21 protein-coding genes are annotated in these 17,830 nt (G+C 60.3%); 20 read left to right on the top strand and 1 reads right to left on the bottom strand.

Annotation, left to right across the window (positions count from 1 at the left end; all coding sequences use genetic code 11):
- Nucleotides 1–70: 70 nt before the first annotated feature.
- Nucleotides 71–1,771 (bottom strand): ABC transporter ATP-binding protein, encoded by a 1,701-nt coding sequence (locus tag E2F43_RS15210; protein ID WP_133214133.1) that lies wholly within the window; start codon nt 1,769–1,771, stop codon nt 71–73.
- Between the two features lie 94 nt (nt 1,772–1,865).
- On the opposite strand from E2F43_RS15210, the gene E2F43_RS15205 reads away from it, so the two are divergent.
- The 20 genes from E2F43_RS15205 (at nt 1,866) to E2F43_RS15105 (ending at nt 17,615) form a co-directional block, all read left to right on the top strand.
- The gene (locus E2F43_RS15205; RefSeq protein ID WP_133214131.1) at nt 1,866–2,315 is read left to right on the top strand and encodes a lasso peptide biosynthesis B2 protein; all 450 of its coding nucleotides are present in this window, start codon (nt 1,866–1,868) and stop codon (nt 2,313–2,315) included.
- A 100-nt stretch (nt 2,316–2,415) separates the two neighbouring features.
- A complete protein-coding gene (locus tag E2F43_RS15200) occupies nt 2,416–2,901 on the top strand; it encodes a hypothetical protein (protein ID WP_133214129.1) in 486 nt (161 codons plus the stop codon).
- A 21-nt stretch (nt 2,902–2,922) separates the two neighbouring features.
- Nucleotides 2,923–4,353, top strand: coding sequence for an O-antigen ligase family protein (locus E2F43_RS15195; RefSeq protein ID WP_133214127.1), 1,431 nt, complete (start codon nt 2,923–2,925; stop codon nt 4,351–4,353).
- A gap of 56 nt (nt 4,354–4,409) precedes the next feature.
- Nucleotides 4,410–5,618: an outer membrane beta-barrel protein gene (locus tag E2F43_RS15190; protein ID WP_165954342.1), complete on the top strand. Its 1,209-nt coding sequence runs from the start codon at nt 4,410–4,412 to the stop codon at nt 5,616–5,618.
- 10 nt (nt 5,619–5,628) lie between these two features.
- A complete protein-coding gene (locus E2F43_RS15185; RefSeq protein WP_133214123.1) occupies nt 5,629–6,093 on the top strand; it encodes a hypothetical protein in 465 nt (154 codons plus the stop codon).
- Nucleotides 6,094–6,105: 12 nt separating this feature from the next.
- A complete protein-coding gene (locus E2F43_RS15180; protein WP_238946945.1) occupies nt 6,106–6,645 on the top strand; it encodes a polysaccharide biosynthesis/export family protein in 540 nt (179 codons plus the stop codon).
- Nucleotides 6,645–8,891: a GumC family protein gene (locus E2F43_RS15175; protein ID WP_133214121.1), complete on the top strand. Its 2,247-nt coding sequence runs from the start codon at nt 6,645–6,647 to the stop codon at nt 8,889–8,891. Before E2F43_RS15180 ends, E2F43_RS15175 begins: the two co-directional genes overlap by 1 nt.
- Nucleotides 8,891–9,397, top strand: a complete 507-nt coding sequence (gene rfaH / locus E2F43_RS15170; RefSeq protein WP_133214119.1) for a transcription/translation regulatory transformer protein RfaH — start codon at nt 8,891–8,893, stop codon at nt 9,395–9,397. The genes E2F43_RS15175 and rfaH overlap by 1 nt, the downstream gene beginning before the upstream one ends.
- Nucleotides 9,398–9,644: 247 nt before the next feature.
- Entirely contained in the window at nt 9,645–9,980 is a 336-nt protein-coding gene (locus tag E2F43_RS15165) for a MarR family EPS-associated transcriptional regulator (protein ID WP_133214117.1), read from the top strand.
- Between the two features lie 78 nt (nt 9,981–10,058).
- Nucleotides 10,059–11,021, top strand: coding sequence for a GDP-L-fucose synthase (gene fcl, locus E2F43_RS15160; RefSeq protein WP_133214115.1), 963 nt, complete (start codon nt 10,059–10,061; stop codon nt 11,019–11,021).
- A 229-nt stretch (nt 11,022–11,250) separates the two neighbouring features.
- Complete coding sequence (gmd, locus tag E2F43_RS15155; RefSeq protein WP_133214113.1) at nt 11,251–12,390, top strand: GDP-mannose 4,6-dehydratase; 1,140 nt, start codon at nt 11,251–11,253, stop codon at nt 12,388–12,390.
- Nucleotides 12,391–12,397: 7 nt separating this feature from the next.
- Entirely contained in the window at nt 12,398–13,570 is a 1,173-nt protein-coding gene (locus tag E2F43_RS15150; protein ID WP_133214111.1) for a nucleotide sugar dehydrogenase, read from the top strand.
- A gap of 146 nt (nt 13,571–13,716) precedes the next feature.
- Nucleotides 13,717–13,977 carry a helix-turn-helix transcriptional regulator gene (locus tag E2F43_RS15145; protein WP_133214109.1) on the top strand — a complete coding sequence of 87 codons (261 nt, stop codon included), beginning with the start codon at nt 13,717–13,719 and terminating at the stop codon, nt 13,975–13,977.
- Between the two features lie 116 nt (nt 13,978–14,093).
- Nucleotides 14,094–14,573 (top strand): helix-turn-helix domain-containing protein, encoded by a 480-nt coding sequence (locus tag E2F43_RS15140; protein WP_133214107.1) that lies wholly within the window; start codon nt 14,094–14,096, stop codon nt 14,571–14,573.
- Nucleotides 14,560–15,267, top strand: coding sequence for a nucleotidyl transferase AbiEii/AbiGii toxin family protein (locus E2F43_RS15135; protein WP_238946961.1), 708 nt, complete (start codon nt 14,560–14,562; stop codon nt 15,265–15,267). The genes E2F43_RS15140 and E2F43_RS15135 overlap by 14 nt, the downstream gene beginning before the upstream one ends.
- Before the next feature lie 398 nt (nt 15,268–15,665).
- Complete coding sequence (locus E2F43_RS15125) at nt 15,666–16,001, top strand: type II toxin-antitoxin system HicB family antitoxin (RefSeq protein ID WP_133214104.1); 336 nt, start codon at nt 15,666–15,668, stop codon at nt 15,999–16,001.
- 101 nt (nt 16,002–16,102) lie between these two features.
- Nucleotides 16,103–16,594 (top strand): tyrosine-type recombinase/integrase, encoded by a 492-nt coding sequence (locus E2F43_RS19475; protein ID WP_133214102.1) that lies wholly within the window; start codon nt 16,103–16,105, stop codon nt 16,592–16,594.
- The gene (locus E2F43_RS19565) at nt 16,558–16,842 is read left to right on the top strand and encodes a tyrosine-type recombinase/integrase (RefSeq protein WP_133214100.1); all 285 of its coding nucleotides are present in this window, start codon (nt 16,558–16,560) and stop codon (nt 16,840–16,842) included. Before E2F43_RS19475 ends, E2F43_RS19565 begins: the two co-directional genes overlap by 37 nt.
- Before the next feature lie 231 nt (nt 16,843–17,073).
- Entirely contained in the window at nt 17,074–17,313 is a 240-nt protein-coding gene (locus E2F43_RS15110; protein ID WP_133214098.1) for a type II toxin-antitoxin system ParD family antitoxin, read from the top strand.
- Nucleotides 17,313–17,615: a type II toxin-antitoxin system RelE/ParE family toxin gene (locus E2F43_RS15105; protein ID WP_133214096.1), complete on the top strand. Its 303-nt coding sequence runs from the start codon at nt 17,313–17,315 to the stop codon at nt 17,613–17,615. The genes E2F43_RS15110 and E2F43_RS15105 overlap by 1 nt, the downstream gene beginning before the upstream one ends.
- The last annotated feature ends 215 nt before the right edge of the window (nt 17,616–17,830 follow it).

Genomic DNA, 17,830 nt, shown 5'->3' with positions numbered 1-17,830 from the left:
TGGGTGCGGTGCGTGACAGAACCGGTTCGCTTAACAACAGCCAGGTTGACGAGTGCGGCAACAACGGTCACTACAAGGGCTGCAACAGGTCTTGATCGGCGCCCGCTCGTGCATTGAATGTACCCCCGTGCCCGTTATCAGTCACCGGTTCAATGGTCAGCACGCGGTCTGCCAGTGCCAGTGCTGCCGGCCGGTGCGTAATGATGATCACGGTTCGATCGGCCATCAACTGCCGACAGGCCTCGAATAAATCAGCTTCTCCCTCGGGATCAAACATCGCGGTGGCCTCGTCCAGAATCAGGATCGGCGGATCCAGCAACAGGGTCCGGGCCAGGGAGATGCGCTGTCTTTGTCCACCCGATAATTTAATGCCCTGGTCGCCGATCAGGGTGTCATAGGCCTCGGGCAGCGCGGCAATAAATCCGTCTGCCATGGCCTTGCGCGCAGCCGCTTCAATGGCTGACTTATCAACCCCCGGGCAGCCCCAGGCAATATTGTCGGCAACGCTTCCGTTCACCAGCAGGGTATGCTGTGCGACCAGGCCGATCTGGCGCCGCAGGCTGGACAGGCTGACGCTGGCAATGTCGATGTTATCAATCAGGATACGCCCCTGGTCTGGGTCCGCCATGCGTTGCAGCAGGAAGACAATGGTGGATTTGCCCGCGCCATTGGGGCCGACAAGGGCCACAGTTTCCCCGGCGCGGATGTGCAGGTTGCGGTTTACCAACACCGGCTTGCCCTGCGGGTAGCGGAAATACACCTGGTCAAAGAGGATATCGCCGCGCACCGGGGGCAGGACAGCCAGGCCCCGATCATCCGGCTCTGGCTGCTCAGCCAGTAACTGCAAAATGCGCTCTGCGGCCCCCAGGGTTTGTTGCACCTGGCCATAGACATTGGCCAGGCTGCGCAGTGGCTGGCTCATCAACATTGCGTACAGCAGCAGGCTGACCATGTTCGCCGGGCTCAATTGTCCGGCCTCGATGCGCGCACTGCCCAGCCACAGCAGTAGCAGCAGTCCCAGGCCGGCCAACAGGCCAATGACCGGTGGCAGCAGGGCTTCCAGCAGCAGTTGGCGGCGCGCCAGGCTGAGGAAATATTGGTTGTGGGTCATGAACCGGGATTCCTCCAGTTCTTCGCGGGCAAAACTTTTGACCGCCGGCTTCATGCTCAGGTGCTGTTCAAAAAAACTGATCAAGTCGCTGTAGGCGCTGACCCAGGCCCTGGAAACGGGGCGGATATGGCGCCCCAGCAGCTTCATCGCCAGGTAGTAAAGCGGCAGCAGCAGGGCAGCGAGCAGTGCGATTAATGGGTCGATGAACAGCATCATCACCAGGGCCCCGATAAAGGTCAGTGCCAGTGGCAGCAGGCTGACCAGGGTGCTGGTAACAAAGTGGCTGATGATATCTGCGTCCTTGCCCAGGAGGGTAAGCACTTCACCCTTGCGCCGCTGCTGGTAGTAGCTCAGTGGCAGTGCCTGCAGGTGCTGGAATACCCGCAATCTCAGTTGCGCGCTCATCTCCTCGCCGGCAGAACCCGTACGGTAGCGGCTGCCAAACTCGAATATGGCGCGCAGTGCCAGCAGCGGCAGCCACAGCAGCAGTAACTGTTGTACATTCCAGGCGCCGGTGTTGCCCAGCACTGCCTCAGTCAGCTTTCCGGCGAGCCAGGGCTGTAGCAGATTGAGCCCCGCCGAGGCCAGCATCAGTGCCAGGATCGCATACAGCACCCGGCGATGGGGGGTGATAATGCCCAGCAGGGGGGTGAGATTCATTGCCTGTCCGCTTCGCTGCCGTGGATGGGATTGCACGGGCTGATTTGTTAAAGTGGCCAGCGTACACAATTAGGTCCACGGGTCGCCACTGCCAATGCATCGCGCCAAAAAATTCCTGGCGTTAAGCTTTCGCCAGAAAATGCTGATGGGCCAGGCCTGGTGCCTGCTGCTGTACTACCGGCTCGCGCTGGCAAGCGTACCATTGAAGCGAATCACCCGGGACCTGGCGCGAGATAACGGCGGGCAGACACCCCCGGCACTGGCGCCGGAGATTGTGGCGAGGGCGGAGGAGTTGGGCCGCCTGGTGGCGCATGCGGCTGCGGCCACCCCCTGGTCCAGCCGCTGCCTGGCGCAGGTATTGGCAACCCGGCACCTGCTGGTGCGGCGCGGGATACCGGGACAATTTTACCTCGGGGTCAACCGCGAAGGTTTCCCCCGGGAAAGCGACTCACTGGCCCACGCCTGGCTGCAATGCGGCGACCGTATAGTGAGTGGTGAGGCCGGTAGTGAGCGCTTTGTGGTGATTGCCGGTTTCGCATGGTAAGCCGCGTTTGTCAGCGGAAATTGACACCCCGGGAAGAAAAAATTACGGTGTTGGCACCTGCTTTGAACTTTTCGCGCTTCGTCTGCCCCGGGATTAATGTATGAATCGTATGCTCTCCGCCCTCTGTGCAATAGTGTTGATGGTAATGGCGGCACAGGCCCGGTCAGCCGCCCCGGAAGCAGTGGTCACAGCGGTTAATGCAGCACTGACCGAAGGTGTCGAGCACGCCGCCATCATCAGCCAGTTGCAGCAGGCGCCCTTTGAGCTCGGCCTTGAGGATGCAACGGCAATGGCCATTGAGGCCGGGGGCGAGGCCAACGCCGATTCCTTCACTCGTGCTGGCATTGCCGCGGCTGCAAACCTGCCAGAGGCGGAGTCAGTGGCCGCGGCTGCCCGGCTCGCCTCCGGCGACAGTGCGGCGGTCGATGCCGCGTTGCAGGCCTATCTGGAGTTTATGGACCAGCCCTTCATCCACCACGACCCCGCGGAACCGACCGGTGGTGGCGCCTATAATCCCCAGGGCCCCGGCGGTGGTACCCGTCCCCCGCTTGGCGGCACCCGGCCACCCGTGAGCCCGGCTTCCTGATCCGCCCCAGTCGCCGGGAATATGCCTAGCTTCATTCCCGGGCGCCTGGAGTCCGGGCTGTTCGCCTTTTACCTGGCGATCCTGGTCTGGGCGCCCCTGCCCTTTGCCTCCAATCGCCCCTGGGCGGCCGGCCTGCTGGTAGTGCTTGTGTCCTGCCTGTTGCTGGGGTGGCTGCTGCTGTTCCTGGCCGGTCGCACCAGCATCGGCGCAAACGCCTGGCACTATGGGCGCTGGCCGCTGGCGCTGCTGGTACTGGTGCAGTGCTGGGTGCTGTTGCAGGGCCTTCCCCTGCCGCGCCCAGTGGTGGCAATGCTGTCCCCCGAGGCATTTGCCTGGCACCTGCGGGAAGGGTGGCTGAGCCTCTCCCTGGACCCGACCGCCACCCGCTTTTACCTGCTGCAGGGCTGCGCGTTGACCGCGGCCTTTTTCCTCACCATTGCCCTCATCAACAGCCAGCGGCGCTTGCGCCTGCTGCTGCAGGTACTGGTTTTCAGTGGCACCTTCCAGGCCGCCTATGGGGCTTTCATGGTGCTCAGCGGCCTCGAGTATGGCTTCCTGGTGGAAAAGTACGCGGGCCAGGGCGTCGCCACCGGCACCTTTGTCAACCGCAACCATCTGGCGGGCTACCTGGTGATGTGCCTGGCCGCGGGCATTGGCCTGCTGCTTTCGCAACTGGCGGTCACCGGGGGGGAGAACTGGAAGCAGCGCCTCGAGCGCTGGCTACGCCTGTTGCTGAGCGCCAAAATCCGGCTGCGGATTTACCTGGCGGTGATGGTGATTGCCCTGGTGCTGACCCGGTCGCGCATGGGTAATGTGGCTTTTTTCACCTCGCTGGCGTTTGCCGGCACGTTATACATGGTTGCCAGCGGGCGCTTCTCGTCCCGGGTTCTGGCCTTCCTGGGCAGTCTGCTGGTGGTGGACATGTTCATCCTCGGACGCTGGTTCGGTTTCGACCAACTGGTGCAGCGGCTGGAACAAACCAACCCGGAGACCGAGGGGCGGGTGTGGTCCAACGCCTATACCTGGGATTACCTGCAGCACTTCCCCCTCACGGGTTCCGGCGGGGGCAGCTACTACGGCGTGTTTCCCAACTTCCAGCCCGCGGACCTGCCGGGCTTTTATGACCACGCCCACAATGACTACCTGGAATTTGCGGTCGAACTGGGCCTGCCGGCCGCCGCGGCGTTGCTGGCGGTGGTTATCCTGTGCGCCGTGCAGGCCTTGCGAGCGCTGCGAACGCGGCGCACGCCCCTGCTCAGAGGCGCGGCCTTTGCCGTGCTGATGACGATAGCGTGGGCGGCCATTCACTCGACCGCGGATTTCAATTTACAGATACCGGCCAACGCACTGACCTTTGTCATTATCCTGGCCATGGCGGTGGTGGTGAGAGCCCTGCCGGGCGGCGCAGCCGCCCCGTTTTGGGCGGTGAAAAATAAAGCAAACAATCTATAATGGGCGGCTTGGGTAATTCTGGATACCTGGCTGCGAGCCTGGGAATTGAACACGCAATGAGACAATTTGAGATGCGCAGGCCCTTGCTGGGGGCAGCGGTTCTGGGGATGGGGGCGATAGGGGTTCCCGCCTCGGCGCTCGAGCCCGCCAACCTGCAATGGGGTTCCGTCTTTATCACGCCCACCCTGGACTCGCGGCTGGAGTACGTGGACAACCTGTTCCGGACGCCGGACAACAAGAAAGAGACCGGGCTCAGCGTGATCGAACCCAAGGTCCAGGCCTGGCTGCAGAACGGGCTCAACACCTACTCCTTTGACTACAGGCTGACCGACTGGCGCTACTTTGACAGCAGCGACGACGACTACACCGATCACCGCTTCAACATCGATGTGCATCACGAGTTCAACGCCAGAAATGTCTGGAACATTTACGGCGAGTACTGGGATACCCACGAACAGCGGGGTACCGGCCTTTCCGAAGGGGTGGCAAATCTTATCGACGAGCCGGTCGAGTACGAGCGGGAAAGCCTGGGCACCGATTACACCCTGGGTAACCGGAATTCCCGTGGCCGGGTCACCCTGGAGTACAAGTACCAGGACATCGAGTACCAGAATTTCCGCGCCGACACCCAGTACCGGGACCGCGATACCGACCGCTACCGGGGCACCTTTTTCTGGAAGGTGGGCAGTCGTACCGATGTGTTGGCGGAGGTGAATTACCAGGAAGTGCGCTACGACCTGGTAGACCCACTGCGCCGCGGCGGCAGCTTCGACAGCGACGAGTACAACTACTTCCTGGGGGTAAGCTGGGAGCCCACCGCCAGGACTTCCGGCAGCGTGAAGCTGGGCAGCTTCGACCGGCGCTACCAATCTGCCCGGCGCGAGGACGACGACGGCTTCTCCTGGCAGATTGATGCCTTCTACACGCCGCGCAGCTACTCGGTGTTTCACCTGACCTCAGGGCGGTTCAGCCAGGAGACCAACGGCCTGGGTGATTCGGTGAATACCCAGGAGACACGGCTGGACTGGGATCACGACTGGAATGGCCGCGCCAGTACCCGGTTGTCCGCCCTGTTCCGCAACGAGGACTATTCCGGCTCCGACCGCCAGGACGATGTGTACGGGGTGGAACTGGGCTACTCCTATGCCCTGCGCCGCTGGCTTGACCTGGGGGCGGGGTATCGCTACGAAGACCGCAACTCGGACCTGGACCTGTACGACTACGACCGCAACCGGGTCTATCTGGAAGCCCGGTTCAGCCTGTAGCTGACGACCCATGGCCGGCGCCCCGCGAATCCTATTTGCCCTGCCGGCCATTATCCTAGCCGCCTGGATGGCCGCTGGCGGTGCTCGCACCTTCCTGCTTGACCTGACCTATGCCGCCACCGAGGTGGAGCTTTCCTTCTGGGGCCGCGAGACCTATGTGCCGACAGACAGCACCATCGGTCGGGTGGGCAGCCACCTGGCGCGGTTGCGGCAGCACCAGCCCCGACACCCGGATTACCTGGCGCTGGAGGCCTATTACCTGTCGTGGCGGGGATTTTTCAGCGCCGATATGGCCGAGCGACTGGACCTCAACCAGCAGGCGGTGGATACCCAGTACGCGGCCCTGCAGCAGCGCCCCGCCTACCGACAGGGCTGGCTGGAAATGATAGAGTACGCCTCCCGAACAAGCGGCGGCGCCGGTATGCTGGAACTGGCTCAGTCCCGCATTGCCGCCCTGCAACCCGAGCGTGATTGAGGCCCAACAACTGTGATCAAGGGATTCGCCCACTGTGTGCTTTTGCTCAGCGCCCTGTTGCTGGCGGCTGTCGGGCAGGCCCAGGAGGCCGGTGGCTACACCCTGAACGCCGGGGATTCCATCCGCATTTACGTCTACGGCGAGCCTGACCTTACCTTCGAAAACCTGCTGGTCGGCCAGAACGGGCGGATATCCTACCCCTTCCTCGGCGAGCTGACCGTGGCCGGCAAAACCGCGGCCCAGGTACAGCAGGCCCTCAGCGACGGCCTGAAACCGGATTACCTGATTGACCCCCGGGTGTCGGTGAGCGTGGTGAAATACCGCCCCTTCTTTGTCAACGGCGAAGTGAAGCGCCCGGGCGGGGTGGACTTCCAGCCCGGTCTGACCCTGCGCAAGGCCATTTCCCTGGCGGGCGGTTTTACCGAGCGGGCCAACAAGAAGCGGGTGCTGGTGATTGCCGACAATGACCCGGCGCGCCGGGAGCAGGAGGTCAACCTGGATTACCGGGTGCAGCCGGGGGATATCTTCACCGTGCAGGATACCTTCTTCTGATGAACACCCAGACCAGGCTGCAAACAGTGGTTTCCCCCCAGCCGGGCTTCGGGCCCGGGCAGGGCGGGGCAACGGATGACGACTTCATCGACCTGGGTCGCCTGTTGCACGCCGTGTTGCGCTACAAGTGGGGCATTCTCGGGTTGGCCTTTGCCATGACCCTCATCACCGGCTTGTGGGTGTACACCCTGGAGCCGGTTTACCGCGCCTCCGCCTCCGTGGTGCTGGAGTCCCAGGAGTCCAACGTGGTTAACGTGGAGAAGGTCTACTCCATGGGTTACCGCGATTACGATTATTACCAGACCCAGTTCGAAATCCTGAGGAGCCGTCACCTCGCCGAGCGCGTGGTGCGCAAACTGCAGCTGCACAAGCACCCCTTCTTCGCCGCCGATGAGGAAGACGCGCAGGAGAGCGGTTTTGGCTCCAGCCTGACATCGCTGTTGCCGGCGCGGGAACAGGCCCCCCCGGTGCAGCTCACCGCGGCGGAAAAGGAAGAGCAGGCGATTCAGGGCGTCACCGGCTATGTGGCCGGAGGCCTGGACGTGCAGCCGGTGGATTATAGCTATCTCGCCTACCTGTCGTTCGAGTCCACCGACCCCAAACTTGCCGCCACCATCGTCAACGCGGTGGCCCAGGAATTTATCGACGCCGACCTGGAAGTGAGGCTCTCCGGTACCCTGCAGGCCACCGACTGGCTGAGCAGCCGCATGGACGACCTCAAGCGCAAGCTGCATGAGTCTGAGCAGGCCTTGCAGGCCTTTCGCGAGAGCGAGGGCCTGGTGGAGGTGGAAGGCGAAACCAGCCTGGGGAGCAACGAGCTGCGCAGCCTGGCCCAGCGCCTGGAAGAAGCGCGCAAGGCCCGTATCGAGGCGCAGAACATCAAGGAAGACGTGCAGGGCATGAGCAATGCCAGCACCGAAGAACTGATGACCGTACCCGCCGTGCTCCAGCACCAGGTGATTCGCGACATCAAGAAAGACCAGTCGGCCGCCGAGCGCAAAGTGGCCGAACTGGGCAAGCGTTACGGCCCCAAACACCCGAAAATGATCGCCGCCCGCTCCGACCTGGCGGCGGCCAACAGTGACCTGGCCCGGGAAGTGCGCAAGGTGGTGTCGGGGATCAACCGGGAATACGAGGTTGCCTTGCGCAACGAGCAGCAGTTGCAGGCCACCTGGGAGACGCGCAAGAGCGAGGTCCAGGACTTCAACCGCACCGAGTTCCGCCTGCGGGAACTGCAGCGCGAGGTCAACACCAACCGCGAGCTGTACGACATCTTCTTTACCCGCATGAAGACCGTGAGCGAAACCGGCGGCTTTGAAAAGCCCCACGCCCGGCTGGTGGACCGCGCCCTGGTACCCACGGCGCCGATCAAGCCCAACAAGCGCCTCAGCGTGACCCTGGCCTTTGTGCTGGGTGTGATGCTCGGCTGTGGGGTGGCCATTCTGCTGGACATGCTGGACAACACCATCAAGCGGCCGGAGGAGGTGGAGGAAAAGCTGCACGCGCCGCTGCTGGGAGCCTTGCCCCTGCAGCAGCACGGCAAGGCAGGCTTTTTTGAGCACGTCTGGGAGCGGCCGCAGAGCCAGTACGCCGAGAGCATTCGCACCCTGCGCACCAGTATTTTCCTCAGCAGCCCGGACCGCCCGCTGAAAGTGCTGGTGGTGACCTCCACCGTGCCCGGCGAAGGCAAGTCCACCACCGCCCTCAACCTGGCCTCGGCCATGGGCCAGATGGAAAACGTGCTGGTGATTGGCGCCGATATGCGCCGCCCCAGCCTGGCTGGCAAGTGTGGCCTGGACCCCAACCACAAGGGGCTTTCCCATTATGTGTCGGGAGTGGCGGAGCTGGATGAGTGTATCGAGCGGCTGGACGAACTGGGGGTGAGCGTGATGCCCGCGGGGGTGATTCCCCCCAACCCGCTGGAGCTGATCAGCTCGCGCCGCTTTGTGGACGCCCTGGAGCAGTTAAAACAACGCTTTGACCGCATCATTCTCGATTCCGCGCCGGTGATGGCGGTCAGCGACGGCCTGGTACTGGCCTCCTATGCGGATTCGGTGGTGTACCTGGTGAAGGCCGATGCAACCCCCGCCACCCAGGCGCAGCGCGGGGTGGCCAGCGTGATTGGCAGCAATGAACCCCTGGCCGGCGTGGTGCTGACCCAGTTCGACGCCAGAAAAGCCAGCCGTTACTACGGCAGCGGGCACGACCCGTACGGTGACTATTACCAGAACCGGGAAACCGGCTGATGCAGCAGTGGTACGCCGTGCAAAGCAAGCCCCGCCAGGAAGCGGTGGCCCTGGAACAGCTCCAGCGCCAGGACTACAGCGCCTACCTGCCGCGCATCCGGCTGAAAAAGCGCCGCCGCAACCGCTGGGTAGAAGTGACCGAACCCCTGTTCCCCCGCTACCTGTTCATTCAGGTGGACACCGGCGTGCAGAGCCTGGCGCCGGTGCGCTCGACCGTGGGCGTTGCCGGCCTGGTGCGCTTTGGCCAGCTGCTGCGCCCGGTGCCCGACGCGGTGATCGATTACCTGCGGGCGGCCGAGGACGCCGCCACCGGCGAGCGTGACGACACCGCCTGGCCGCACCGTCCCGGCGATAAGCTACAGGTGCTGGACGGCCCCTTTGCCGGCCTGCCCGCGGTGTACCAGCAGGCCGACGGCGAGCAGCGTGCCCTGTTGCTCATCGAGCTGCTGGGCCGGGTGACCGAAATTTCCCTCCCCATGGATGCACTGGGCGCGTCCACCGGCTAAAAACGCCACATCGGCTTGAACCCCACCCCGCTTTTACGTTTTAATGCCCTGCGTTCAACTGTTGAACGCAGGCGCTTGCGCCGTCGCCGATGCCCGACCAATGACAGGGTAGGGCGGTAGCGTGCCTGAAGCCGTGTCGTGACCCCCGCGCTAAACCCTGTCATCCGCGCGCTAAACTGCGTTATTCCCGCGAAAGCGGTGGTCCGGCACTCCGGAATCCAACGGCTCAATAGACCCAAACCCAAACTTGACCGAAGAAGCCCACCTCAAAATCATGCGCCTGCTGGAGGCCAATCCCGGCATCTCCCAGCGCGACATTGCCCGCGAGTTGGGCGTGAGCCTGGGCAAGGTCAACTACTGCCTGAAAGCGCTGGTGGAAAAAGGCCACGTGAAGGCGCAGAACTTCAAGAACTCCAGCAACAAGGCCGCTTACCTCTACCTGCTGACCCCGCGCGGGGTGAAAGCCAAGGCCCGCATCACCGCCGCCTACCTGCAGCGTAAAATCGCCGACTACGAGGCGATCAAGGCGGAGATAGAGGAATTGCGGGCGGAAGTGGCCAAGCGGGACAAGGCAAGCCGGTGAGGGTTGGCGGGCGTTTTTAACGCCCGCGATCGGGTAAGATACGCGTTAACTGAACCAGCGATTGATGGAAACCAGCGCATGACAAAACGGATTTTTGTCGCCGGCCACAAAGGCATGGTGGGCTCTGCGATTATGCGGCAACTGGCCGACCAGCCCGGCATCGAGCTGGTGGCCGCCTCCCGCGCCGAGCTGGACCTTGGCAATCAGGCCGCCGTGGCCAACTTCTTCGCCTGCCACGCCATCGACGAGGTGTACCTCTGTGCCGCCAAAGTCGGCGGCATCCACGCCAACGACACCTACCCCGCCGATTTCATCTACGACAACCTGATGCTGGAGTGCAACGTTATCCACCAGGCTCACGCCCACGGGGTGAACAAGCTGTTGTTCCTGGGCAGCTCCTGCATCTACCCGCGGCTGGCGGCACAGCCGATGAAGGAAGAGGCCCTGCTTACCGGCGCCCTGGAACCCACCAACGAACCCTACGCCATTGCCAAGATCGCCGGCATCAAGCTGTGCGAGAGCTACAACCGCCAGCACGGCACCGACTACCGCAGCGTGATGCCCACCAACCTGTACGGCCCCGGCGACAACTTCCACCCACAGAACAGCCACGTGATTCCCGCGCTGCTGCGCCGCTTTCATGAGGCGGTGGCAAACAACGCCAGCAGCGTGACCAACTGGGGCACCGGTAGCGCCCTGCGCGAGTTCCTGCATGTGGATGACATGGCCGCCGCCAGCGTTCACGTGATGAACCTGCCCCGGGAACAGTACGCCACCGTGACTGAACCCCGCCTCAGCCATATCAACGTGGGCACCGGCAGCGACTGCTCGATCAGGGAACTGGTGGAAACCGTGGCCGAAGTCACCGGCTTCCACGGCGACATCGCCTGGGACACCAGCAAACCCGATGGCGCCCCCCGAAAACTGATGGACAGCAGCAAACTCAACAGCCTTGGCTGGAAACCGAAATACGACCTGAAGTCAGGCCTCCAACACGCCTACACCTGGTATCTGGAAAACATCACCGATGCCCGCCACTAAGCTCCTATACCGTCACCCCCGCGCGTTACATCGTCGCCCCCGCGCGTTACATCGTCATCCCCGCGCGTTACATCGTCATCCCCGCGCATTACATCGTCATCCCCGCGCGTTACATCGTCATCCCCGCGCGTTACATCGTCATCCCCGCGCAGGCGGGGATCCAGCGCCCCAAATATTCGTCATCCCCGCGCAGGCGGGGATCCAGCGCCCCCAATAAAGAAATAGAATCATGAAACCCTACACCGAACGCACCGCCCTCATCACCGGCATCACCGGCCAGGACGGCTCCTACCTCGCCGAGTTCCTGCTGGAAAAAGGCTACCAGGTCCACGGCATAAAACGCCGCGCCTCCTCCTTCAACACCGAGCGCATCGACCACATCTACCAGGACCCTCACACGGAAAACCGCAACTTTGTTCTCCACTACGGCGACCTCACCGACACCAGCAACATCACCCGCATTATCCAGCAGGTGCAGCCGGACGAGATCTACAACCTGGGCGCCCAGAGCCACGTGGCGGTAAGCTTTGAGGAGCCCGAATACACCGCCGACGTGGACGGCATCGGCACCCTGCGCATACTGGAGGCCGTGCGCCTGCTGGGCCTGACCGAGAAAACCCGCATCTACCAGGCCTCCACCTCCGAACTCTACGGCCTGGTGCAGGAAACCCCGCAAACCGAGAAAACCCCCTTCTACCCCCGCAGCCCCTACGGCGTGGCCAAGCTCTACGGCTTCTGGATTACCGTGAACTACCGGGAAAGCTACGGCATGTACGCCTGCAACGGCATCCTCTTCAACCACGAAAGCCCGCGCCGTGGCGAAACCTTCGTCAGCCGCAAAATCACCCGCGGCCTGGCCAATATCAGCCAGGGCCTGGAGCAGTGCCTGTACATGGGCAACCTGGACGCCAAGCGCGACTGGGGCCATGCCCGCGACTACGTGGAGATGCAGTGGCTGATGCTGCAGCAGGAAGAAGCCCGTGACTTTGTGATTGCCACCGGCCAGCAGATCTCCGTGCGCGACTTCATCGTGCGCTCCGCCGAGGCCCTGGGTATCACCCTGCGTTTTGAGGGCAGCGGTACCGACGAGGTGGGCATGGTGGCTGCGATCGACAGCGACAAAGCCGCCCACGACATCGCGGTAAAGGTAGGCGATAAAATCATCGCCGTGGACCAGCGCTACTACCGCCCGGCGGAAGTGGAAACCCTGCTGGGCGACCCCACCGAGGCAAAAAACGCGCTGGGCTGGGTGCCGAGCACCACCGTGGATGAAATGATCGTAGAGATGATCGCCTCGGATCTGGCGATAGCGCGCAAAAACCGCCTGTTGCTGAACAGCGGCTATGAGGTGAACTCCCCCAAGGAGTAACAAGGGTATGACCAAAATCGCAGTGGTAGGTACCGGCTACGTAGGCATGGCCAACGCCGTGCTCCTGGCCCAGCACAACGAAGTGGTGGCCCTGGATATCAACGCCGAGCGCGTGGCCCAAATCAACCGCGGCGAACCGACCGTGGAAGACCCCGAGCTCAGCCACTACCTGGCCGAGAAAACCCTCAACCTCATTGCCACTACCGACAAAGAGCTGGCCTACAACAACGCCGACTACGTGGTGGTAGCCACCCCCACCAACTACGACCCGGTTGAAAACTATTTCGATACCTCCACCGTGGAAGCGGTGGTGGCAGACGCCAGCCGCATTAACCCGGCTGCCACCATCGTCATTAAATCCACCATTCCGGTGGGTTTCACCCGGCAGTTGCGGGAGCAGAGCGGGCAGGGCAACATCATCTTCAGCCCGGAATTCCTGCGCGAGGGCAAGGCCCTTTACGACAACCTGCACCCCTCGCGCATTGTGGTGGGCGATAACAGCGAGCGGGGCCAGCAGTTTGCTCAATTGCTTTTGCAGGGCGCTGAAGAGAAAGACGTACCCGTACTGCATACCGGCAGTACCGAGGCCGAAGCCATCAAGCTGTTTGCCAACACCTACCTGGCCATGCGCGTGGCCTACTTCAACGAACTGGACAGCTACGCCGAAACCCACGGCCTCGATACCCGCAACATTATTGAAGGTGTAGGGCTGGACCCGCGCATCGGCACCCACTACAACAACCCATCCTTCGGTTACGGCGGTTACTGCCTGCCCAAGGACACCAAGCAACTGCTGGCCAACTACTCCGACGTGCCGAGCAACCTTATCCAGGCCATTGTGGATGCCAATTCCACCCGCAAGGACTTTATCGCCAATGCCATTCTGGCGAAAAAACCCAAATTGGTGGGCATTTACCGACTGGTGATGAAAGAGGGCTCAGACAATATCCGCGCCTCCTCCATGCAGGGGGTGATGAAGCGCCTCAAGGCCAAGGGGGTGGAGGTACTGGTGTATGAACCCACCCTGGCGCAGGCCAGCTTCTTTGGCTCGGAAGTATTGATCGACCTGGGTCAGTTCAAGCAGCGAAGCGAGTTGATAGTCACAAATCGCCAGCATCCGGAGCTTCAGGATGTGGCTGACAAAGTCTATACCCGTGATTTGTTTGGCGGTGACGCCTGATAACGCTTGTTATCGCCGGCTAAATCAACACTTAATTAATCAAATGCGCCCAAATTCTAGCTTTCGCTGTCGTAAGCCTTAGTGTTATATGTGAGCAGGCACACTGTGCTGGGGATAACGCCCCACGATTATAGGAAGAGGACCTGATGAAGGATTTTCGCAAAGCAAAACAGCGCATAAAAGTTTCTCCTGGCGAGTCTGTTCGCATCCTGCGTGAATTGCAGGAACTCAGTCAGAACCAGCTCTCCGAGCGGGCAGGGATACCCCAGTCAACCATTTCTGCGATTGAAAGCGGGAGAGTTAACCTTGGGGTTGAACGAGCAAAGGCGCTTGCAAGGGCTCTCAAGTGTCATCCGGCCGTGCTTGTGTTTCCCGGGTGGGATACCGCCAAAGAATCAGCAGCCTGACTGCGCCAAGATCAGAAGGCTATTTACCTTATTCAAGTTGTTTTGCTCTAAGTGTTGCTCATTTCAGTAATTTTGATAAAATTTACTGAAATGAGCAGCATATAATAGGCACATCCATGCCCGCAGCTATAGAGAAACTGACAACGGAGCAGTTGCAAGCTCGCGTGATCGAGCTTGGCCAACAGATTCGCCAGCGCCGCAAGGTATTGGGCGTGAGCGTGATCACGGCGTCACAAGCGGCGGGTATGTCCCGGGATACCTGGCATCGCATGGAAAAGGGCGAGGTCACCGTGACCATCGGGGCCTGGTTCAATGCACTCGCTGCGTTGGGGTTTGAATTCGGTGTGGGGGTTAGCGATGAGCGGCGCAGCGCGCATGCGACGGGCACCATTCCGGTCACCATCTCCACGGCGGATTACCCACAGCTGGCAGCCCTGGCATGGCAGCTTCGAGATGGCACGGAAATGCCTGCCCGCGCGGCGTTTGATATATATGAGCGCAATGAGCGCCATCTCGATCGGGACAAGCTGACACCAGAAGAGGCCGCGCTGATCGATGGCCTGAGAAAAGTGTTTGGCGGCGATGGCAGTGTTTAGGCGCCAGCACCATCAAAAGATCCACCAGGTGCTGCAGTCGCTGGATGCCCCGTTCCTGGCGCAGCACCAGTGTTATTTTGGCGGTGGTACCGCCATTGTATTGCGCCGCGGCGAATACCGGGAGTCTGTGGATATGGACTTTCTGGTATCTGATATTGAGGCCTACCGGGAACTGCGCAAGCAACTGCAAGCGCCGAAAGTACTCGATCAGGTTTTTGGCATGGGCCGAGGTCCTCTTACTGAAATGCCTGAGCTTCGCGCAGACCAGTACGGCATTCGTACCCGCCTGCCGCTGGTATCTGGCGGTATCAAGTTTGAGATCGTGTTTGAGGCGCGAATTTCTTTTGATAGCCCGGGGCCGGATGATGAGGTGGCAGGTGTTAGCACATTGACCGAGATCGACCTTGCTGCCAGTAAGTTGCTCGCCAATGTGGATAGATGGTCGGACGCGGGTGTATATGGCCGGGACATTATTGACCTGGCGATGCTGGATCTGCCGGAGAAAAAATGGAGTCAGGCGCTTGCCAAGGCAGAGACTGCATATGGTGATGCTGTAGGGCGAGACGTCCACAAGGCTGTGGCCACTCTGCAAAACAATCCAGATCGACTCTCAAGTTGCCTGGAAGCTCTGGCGATGGATGTGCCGGCGGCATTGGTACTCAAGCATCTCAAGCGCATTGATTCAATGTGCTAGCAAATTCCATTGTCTATTGCCGATGATGCTTGTTATCGAAGGTCTGCCATTGCAGATTGATAAGAGCGCTTATAGGGTCGAATGAGATCGGATCGCGGAAGCATTTGATGGAATGTGCTTGAACAGGATGTTCTTTCTATGATACCAATAGTGATACTGTTCATGAATGAGCAAAATCGACAGTATCGTAACGAAAATGCGGCGAAGTCCTCGCGGCATTCGCTTCAATGAGCTGTCACTCGTGTGTGAGCATTACTTTGGCCCGCCCCGGCAAAAGGGCAGCAGCCACAAAGTTTATAAGACTCCCTGGCGAGGCAATCCACGGGTCAACATCCAGAATCACCGGGGCAAGGCAAAAGCCTACCAGGTGCGGCAAGTGTTGGAGGCGATAGAGCGTCTTGAATAAGGCTAATAAACAACGGGATCAGTATACCTACCGGCTCACCTGGTCTGAGGAAGACCAGGAGCACATCGGTCTGTGCGCGGAGTTCCCAGGCCTGAGCTGGTTGGCGGCCAGCCCGGAGGAGGCGCTGGCCGGTATTCGTAAACTTGTGCAGGATGCCCTTCGTGATATGGCCAGTAACGGTGAAGATCCGCCACAGCCCTATGCGGTTCGAGCCTATAGCGGCAAATTTCTGGTGCGGGTGCCACCCGATGTACACCGTATGCTGTCTATCCAGGCGGCTGAATCCGGTGTAAGCCTGAACCGGCTGGTATCCAGCAAGCTAAGCTGAAGTCACATACGTTTTAATACGGCCCGATTCGGTCAAACGATTGCAAACTCATACTGAAGTAGCAAAGCTTATCGATACTCACCCAAGGATGGGAGATAGCTGTGCTCGAGGAATTACTGGCAAGGTTTGTCGAATTCATGATGCCGGTATCGGCTAGCGGCACTATCGAGCGATGCATCGCTAGCCTCAGCACGATTTATCGCCTTAGTGACCGGCCTAACATCGCCCAGTCTTCAGAAGTCGTGCTGGCTATGAAGCGGATGTACCGCACCAAGGGAAGGGTGAAAAAGCAGGCGCTGCCACTCACACGCGACGTAATGCTCGAACTGCTGGCGGTTTGCGAAAATGATGACCGCGGTGTACGAGATAAGCTCTTGTTGCGACTGGGTTACGAGACCATGCGGCGAAGGTCGGAATTGTGTAGCTTCCGGTTTGAAGACATGAGCACCCTGCCGAATGGCCGGGCCGCGTTGGTTTTACGCTTCTCGAAGACCGACCAGACTGGTGTGGGTAAACTCATTCCTATTTCTCCTGAGTTGGTTGAGCTAATAGAGGAATGGCGAGACAGAACCGGGGGCAGGGCTTTCTATTGAGGAGCGTTCCTTTCCTTGGTCCGATCGGAGAGAGCTTCAGCCCTGCCAGCGTAAACCGACGCCTGGTGGAATTGCAGAAGCTGGCTAATTTGGACTTAGGTGGGAGATTGAGTGGTCACTCCTTCAGGGTGGTCGCAGCTTTGGACTTGCTCGAAGCGGGAGAGTCAATAGAGCGCATCATGTTGCGGGGTGGGTGGCAGTCAGAGTCCAGCGTTATACGCTACCTGCGGGCCTGGCAACCTGATTGATGGCTGTCTGTATCAACATTGCGCTCAACTGGGTCCGTTTAGAGCGCTTATCAAACCGAATGAGATCGGTTCCAGGGCGCAAATGATGAAATGCGATTGAAAGGATCAAGCTGCGTGGCGGATGGCGAACGGAAACCGCGGCGCAAACCCCAGTCGTGGCCCTTGCTGCCTTGACTTGCCACACGCCAAGCACCAATAATGGGTATTTATTGGTACCAATGGGGTCCCAGCATGGCAAAAAACACCAGCATCACTTTGGGCGAGCACTTCGAAGGATTTATTGCCAGGCAAATCGCTGAGGGAAGATACGCCTCGGCAAGCGAAGTGGTTAGAGCTGCCCTGCGGCAGTTCGAAGACTCGGAAAGGAAACTTGCCACGCTTAGAAGCTTGCTCGAAGAAGGGGAAAGAAGCGGTAGAGCTGAATACAGTTACGAAGAGTTTATGAATGAGCTCGACGAAGAACTCGGCTAATGGGGGCATTTTCCCTCACCGAAGCGGCCAAAGCAGACCTCAAATCGATAGCAGCTTACACCCAACGCCGATGGGGTAAAGCGCAACGTCGGATCTATGCCAGGCAGTTTGACGATGCATTTCATATGCTGGCCGAAAGCCCCGAAGCTGGAGCCGCGTGTGATTTCATCAAGGTCGGCTACCGAAAATTGCCAAACGGCAGCCATGTCATATTCTATCGCCGACTCTCGCATGCCGAAGTAGAAATTGTCAGGATTATTCATAAACGTATGGACCTCACCCGACAGCTGGAAAGCACGTAACAACAGGAACGTATGTTGTTGACTGGTCAACAAAGGATGGTTGGTAGAGATGGTTGATGGGGGCGCTAGTGGTCGAAAATGATGCGACTTTTGCAAGTCTGTGGACTCGGATAACTTATCGGTCTTTGCTTGCGCGGTAGATGAGGGTTATTTGCCTGAGGGTCTTGCTGCTGGCGCGAAGCACTAACAGGCTGATACATTTGAAGAAAATAACG

This window comes from Seongchinamella unica (assembly GCF_004354085.1).
Taxonomy (GTDB): Bacteria; Pseudomonadota; Gammaproteobacteria; order Pseudomonadales; family Halieaceae; genus Halioglobus; species Halioglobus unicus.
Note: the sequence above shows the minus strand (reverse complement) of the source record. Positions and strands in the feature narration are given on the sequence as shown.

What these genes read in the sequence shown, in the direction of transcription:
- E2F43_RS15210 (WP_133214133.1), bottom strand. Translation starts at nt 1,771, where the DNA reads ATGAATCTCACCCCCCTGCTGGGCATTATCACCCCCCATCGCCGGGTG.
- E2F43_RS15205 (WP_133214131.1), top strand. Translation starts at nt 1,866, where the DNA reads ATGCATCGCGCCAAAAAATTCCTGGCGTTAAGCTTTCGCCAGAAAATG.
- E2F43_RS15200 (WP_133214129.1), top strand. Translation starts at nt 2,416, where the DNA reads ATGAATCGTATGCTCTCCGCCCTCTGTGCAATAGTGTTGATGGTAATG.
- E2F43_RS15195 (WP_133214127.1), top strand. Translation starts at nt 2,923, where the DNA reads ATGCCTAGCTTCATTCCCGGGCGCCTGGAGTCCGGGCTGTTCGCCTTT.
- E2F43_RS15190 (WP_165954342.1), top strand. Translation starts at nt 4,410, where the DNA reads ATGAGACAATTTGAGATGCGCAGGCCCTTGCTGGGGGCAGCGGTTCTG.
- E2F43_RS15185 (WP_133214123.1), top strand. Translation starts at nt 5,629, where the DNA reads ATGGCCGGCGCCCCGCGAATCCTATTTGCCCTGCCGGCCATTATCCTA.
- E2F43_RS15175 (WP_133214121.1), top strand. Translation starts at nt 6,645, where the DNA reads ATGAACACCCAGACCAGGCTGCAAACAGTGGTTTCCCCCCAGCCGGGC.
- rfaH (WP_133214119.1), top strand. Translation starts at nt 8,891, where the DNA reads ATGCAGCAGTGGTACGCCGTGCAAAGCAAGCCCCGCCAGGAAGCGGTG.
- fcl (WP_133214115.1), top strand. Translation starts at nt 10,059, where the DNA reads ATGACAAAACGGATTTTTGTCGCCGGCCACAAAGGCATGGTGGGCTCT.
- gmd (WP_133214113.1), top strand. Translation starts at nt 11,251, where the DNA reads ATGAAACCCTACACCGAACGCACCGCCCTCATCACCGGCATCACCGGC.
- E2F43_RS15150 (WP_133214111.1), top strand. Translation starts at nt 12,398, where the DNA reads ATGACCAAAATCGCAGTGGTAGGTACCGGCTACGTAGGCATGGCCAAC.
- E2F43_RS15145 (WP_133214109.1), top strand. Translation starts at nt 13,717, where the DNA reads ATGAAGGATTTTCGCAAAGCAAAACAGCGCATAAAAGTTTCTCCTGGC.
- E2F43_RS15140 (WP_133214107.1), top strand. Translation starts at nt 14,094, where the DNA reads ATGCCCGCAGCTATAGAGAAACTGACAACGGAGCAGTTGCAAGCTCGC.
- E2F43_RS15135 (WP_238946961.1), top strand. Translation starts at nt 14,560, where the DNA reads ATGGCAGTGTTTAGGCGCCAGCACCATCAAAAGATCCACCAGGTGCTG.
- E2F43_RS19565 (WP_133214100.1), top strand. Translation starts at nt 16,558, where the DNA reads ATGGCGAGACAGAACCGGGGGCAGGGCTTTCTATTGAGGAGCGTTCCT.
- E2F43_RS15110 (WP_133214098.1), top strand. Translation starts at nt 17,074, where the DNA reads ATGGCAAAAAACACCAGCATCACTTTGGGCGAGCACTTCGAAGGATTT.
- E2F43_RS15105 (WP_133214096.1), top strand. Translation starts at nt 17,313, where the DNA reads ATGGGGGCATTTTCCCTCACCGAAGCGGCCAAAGCAGACCTCAAATCG.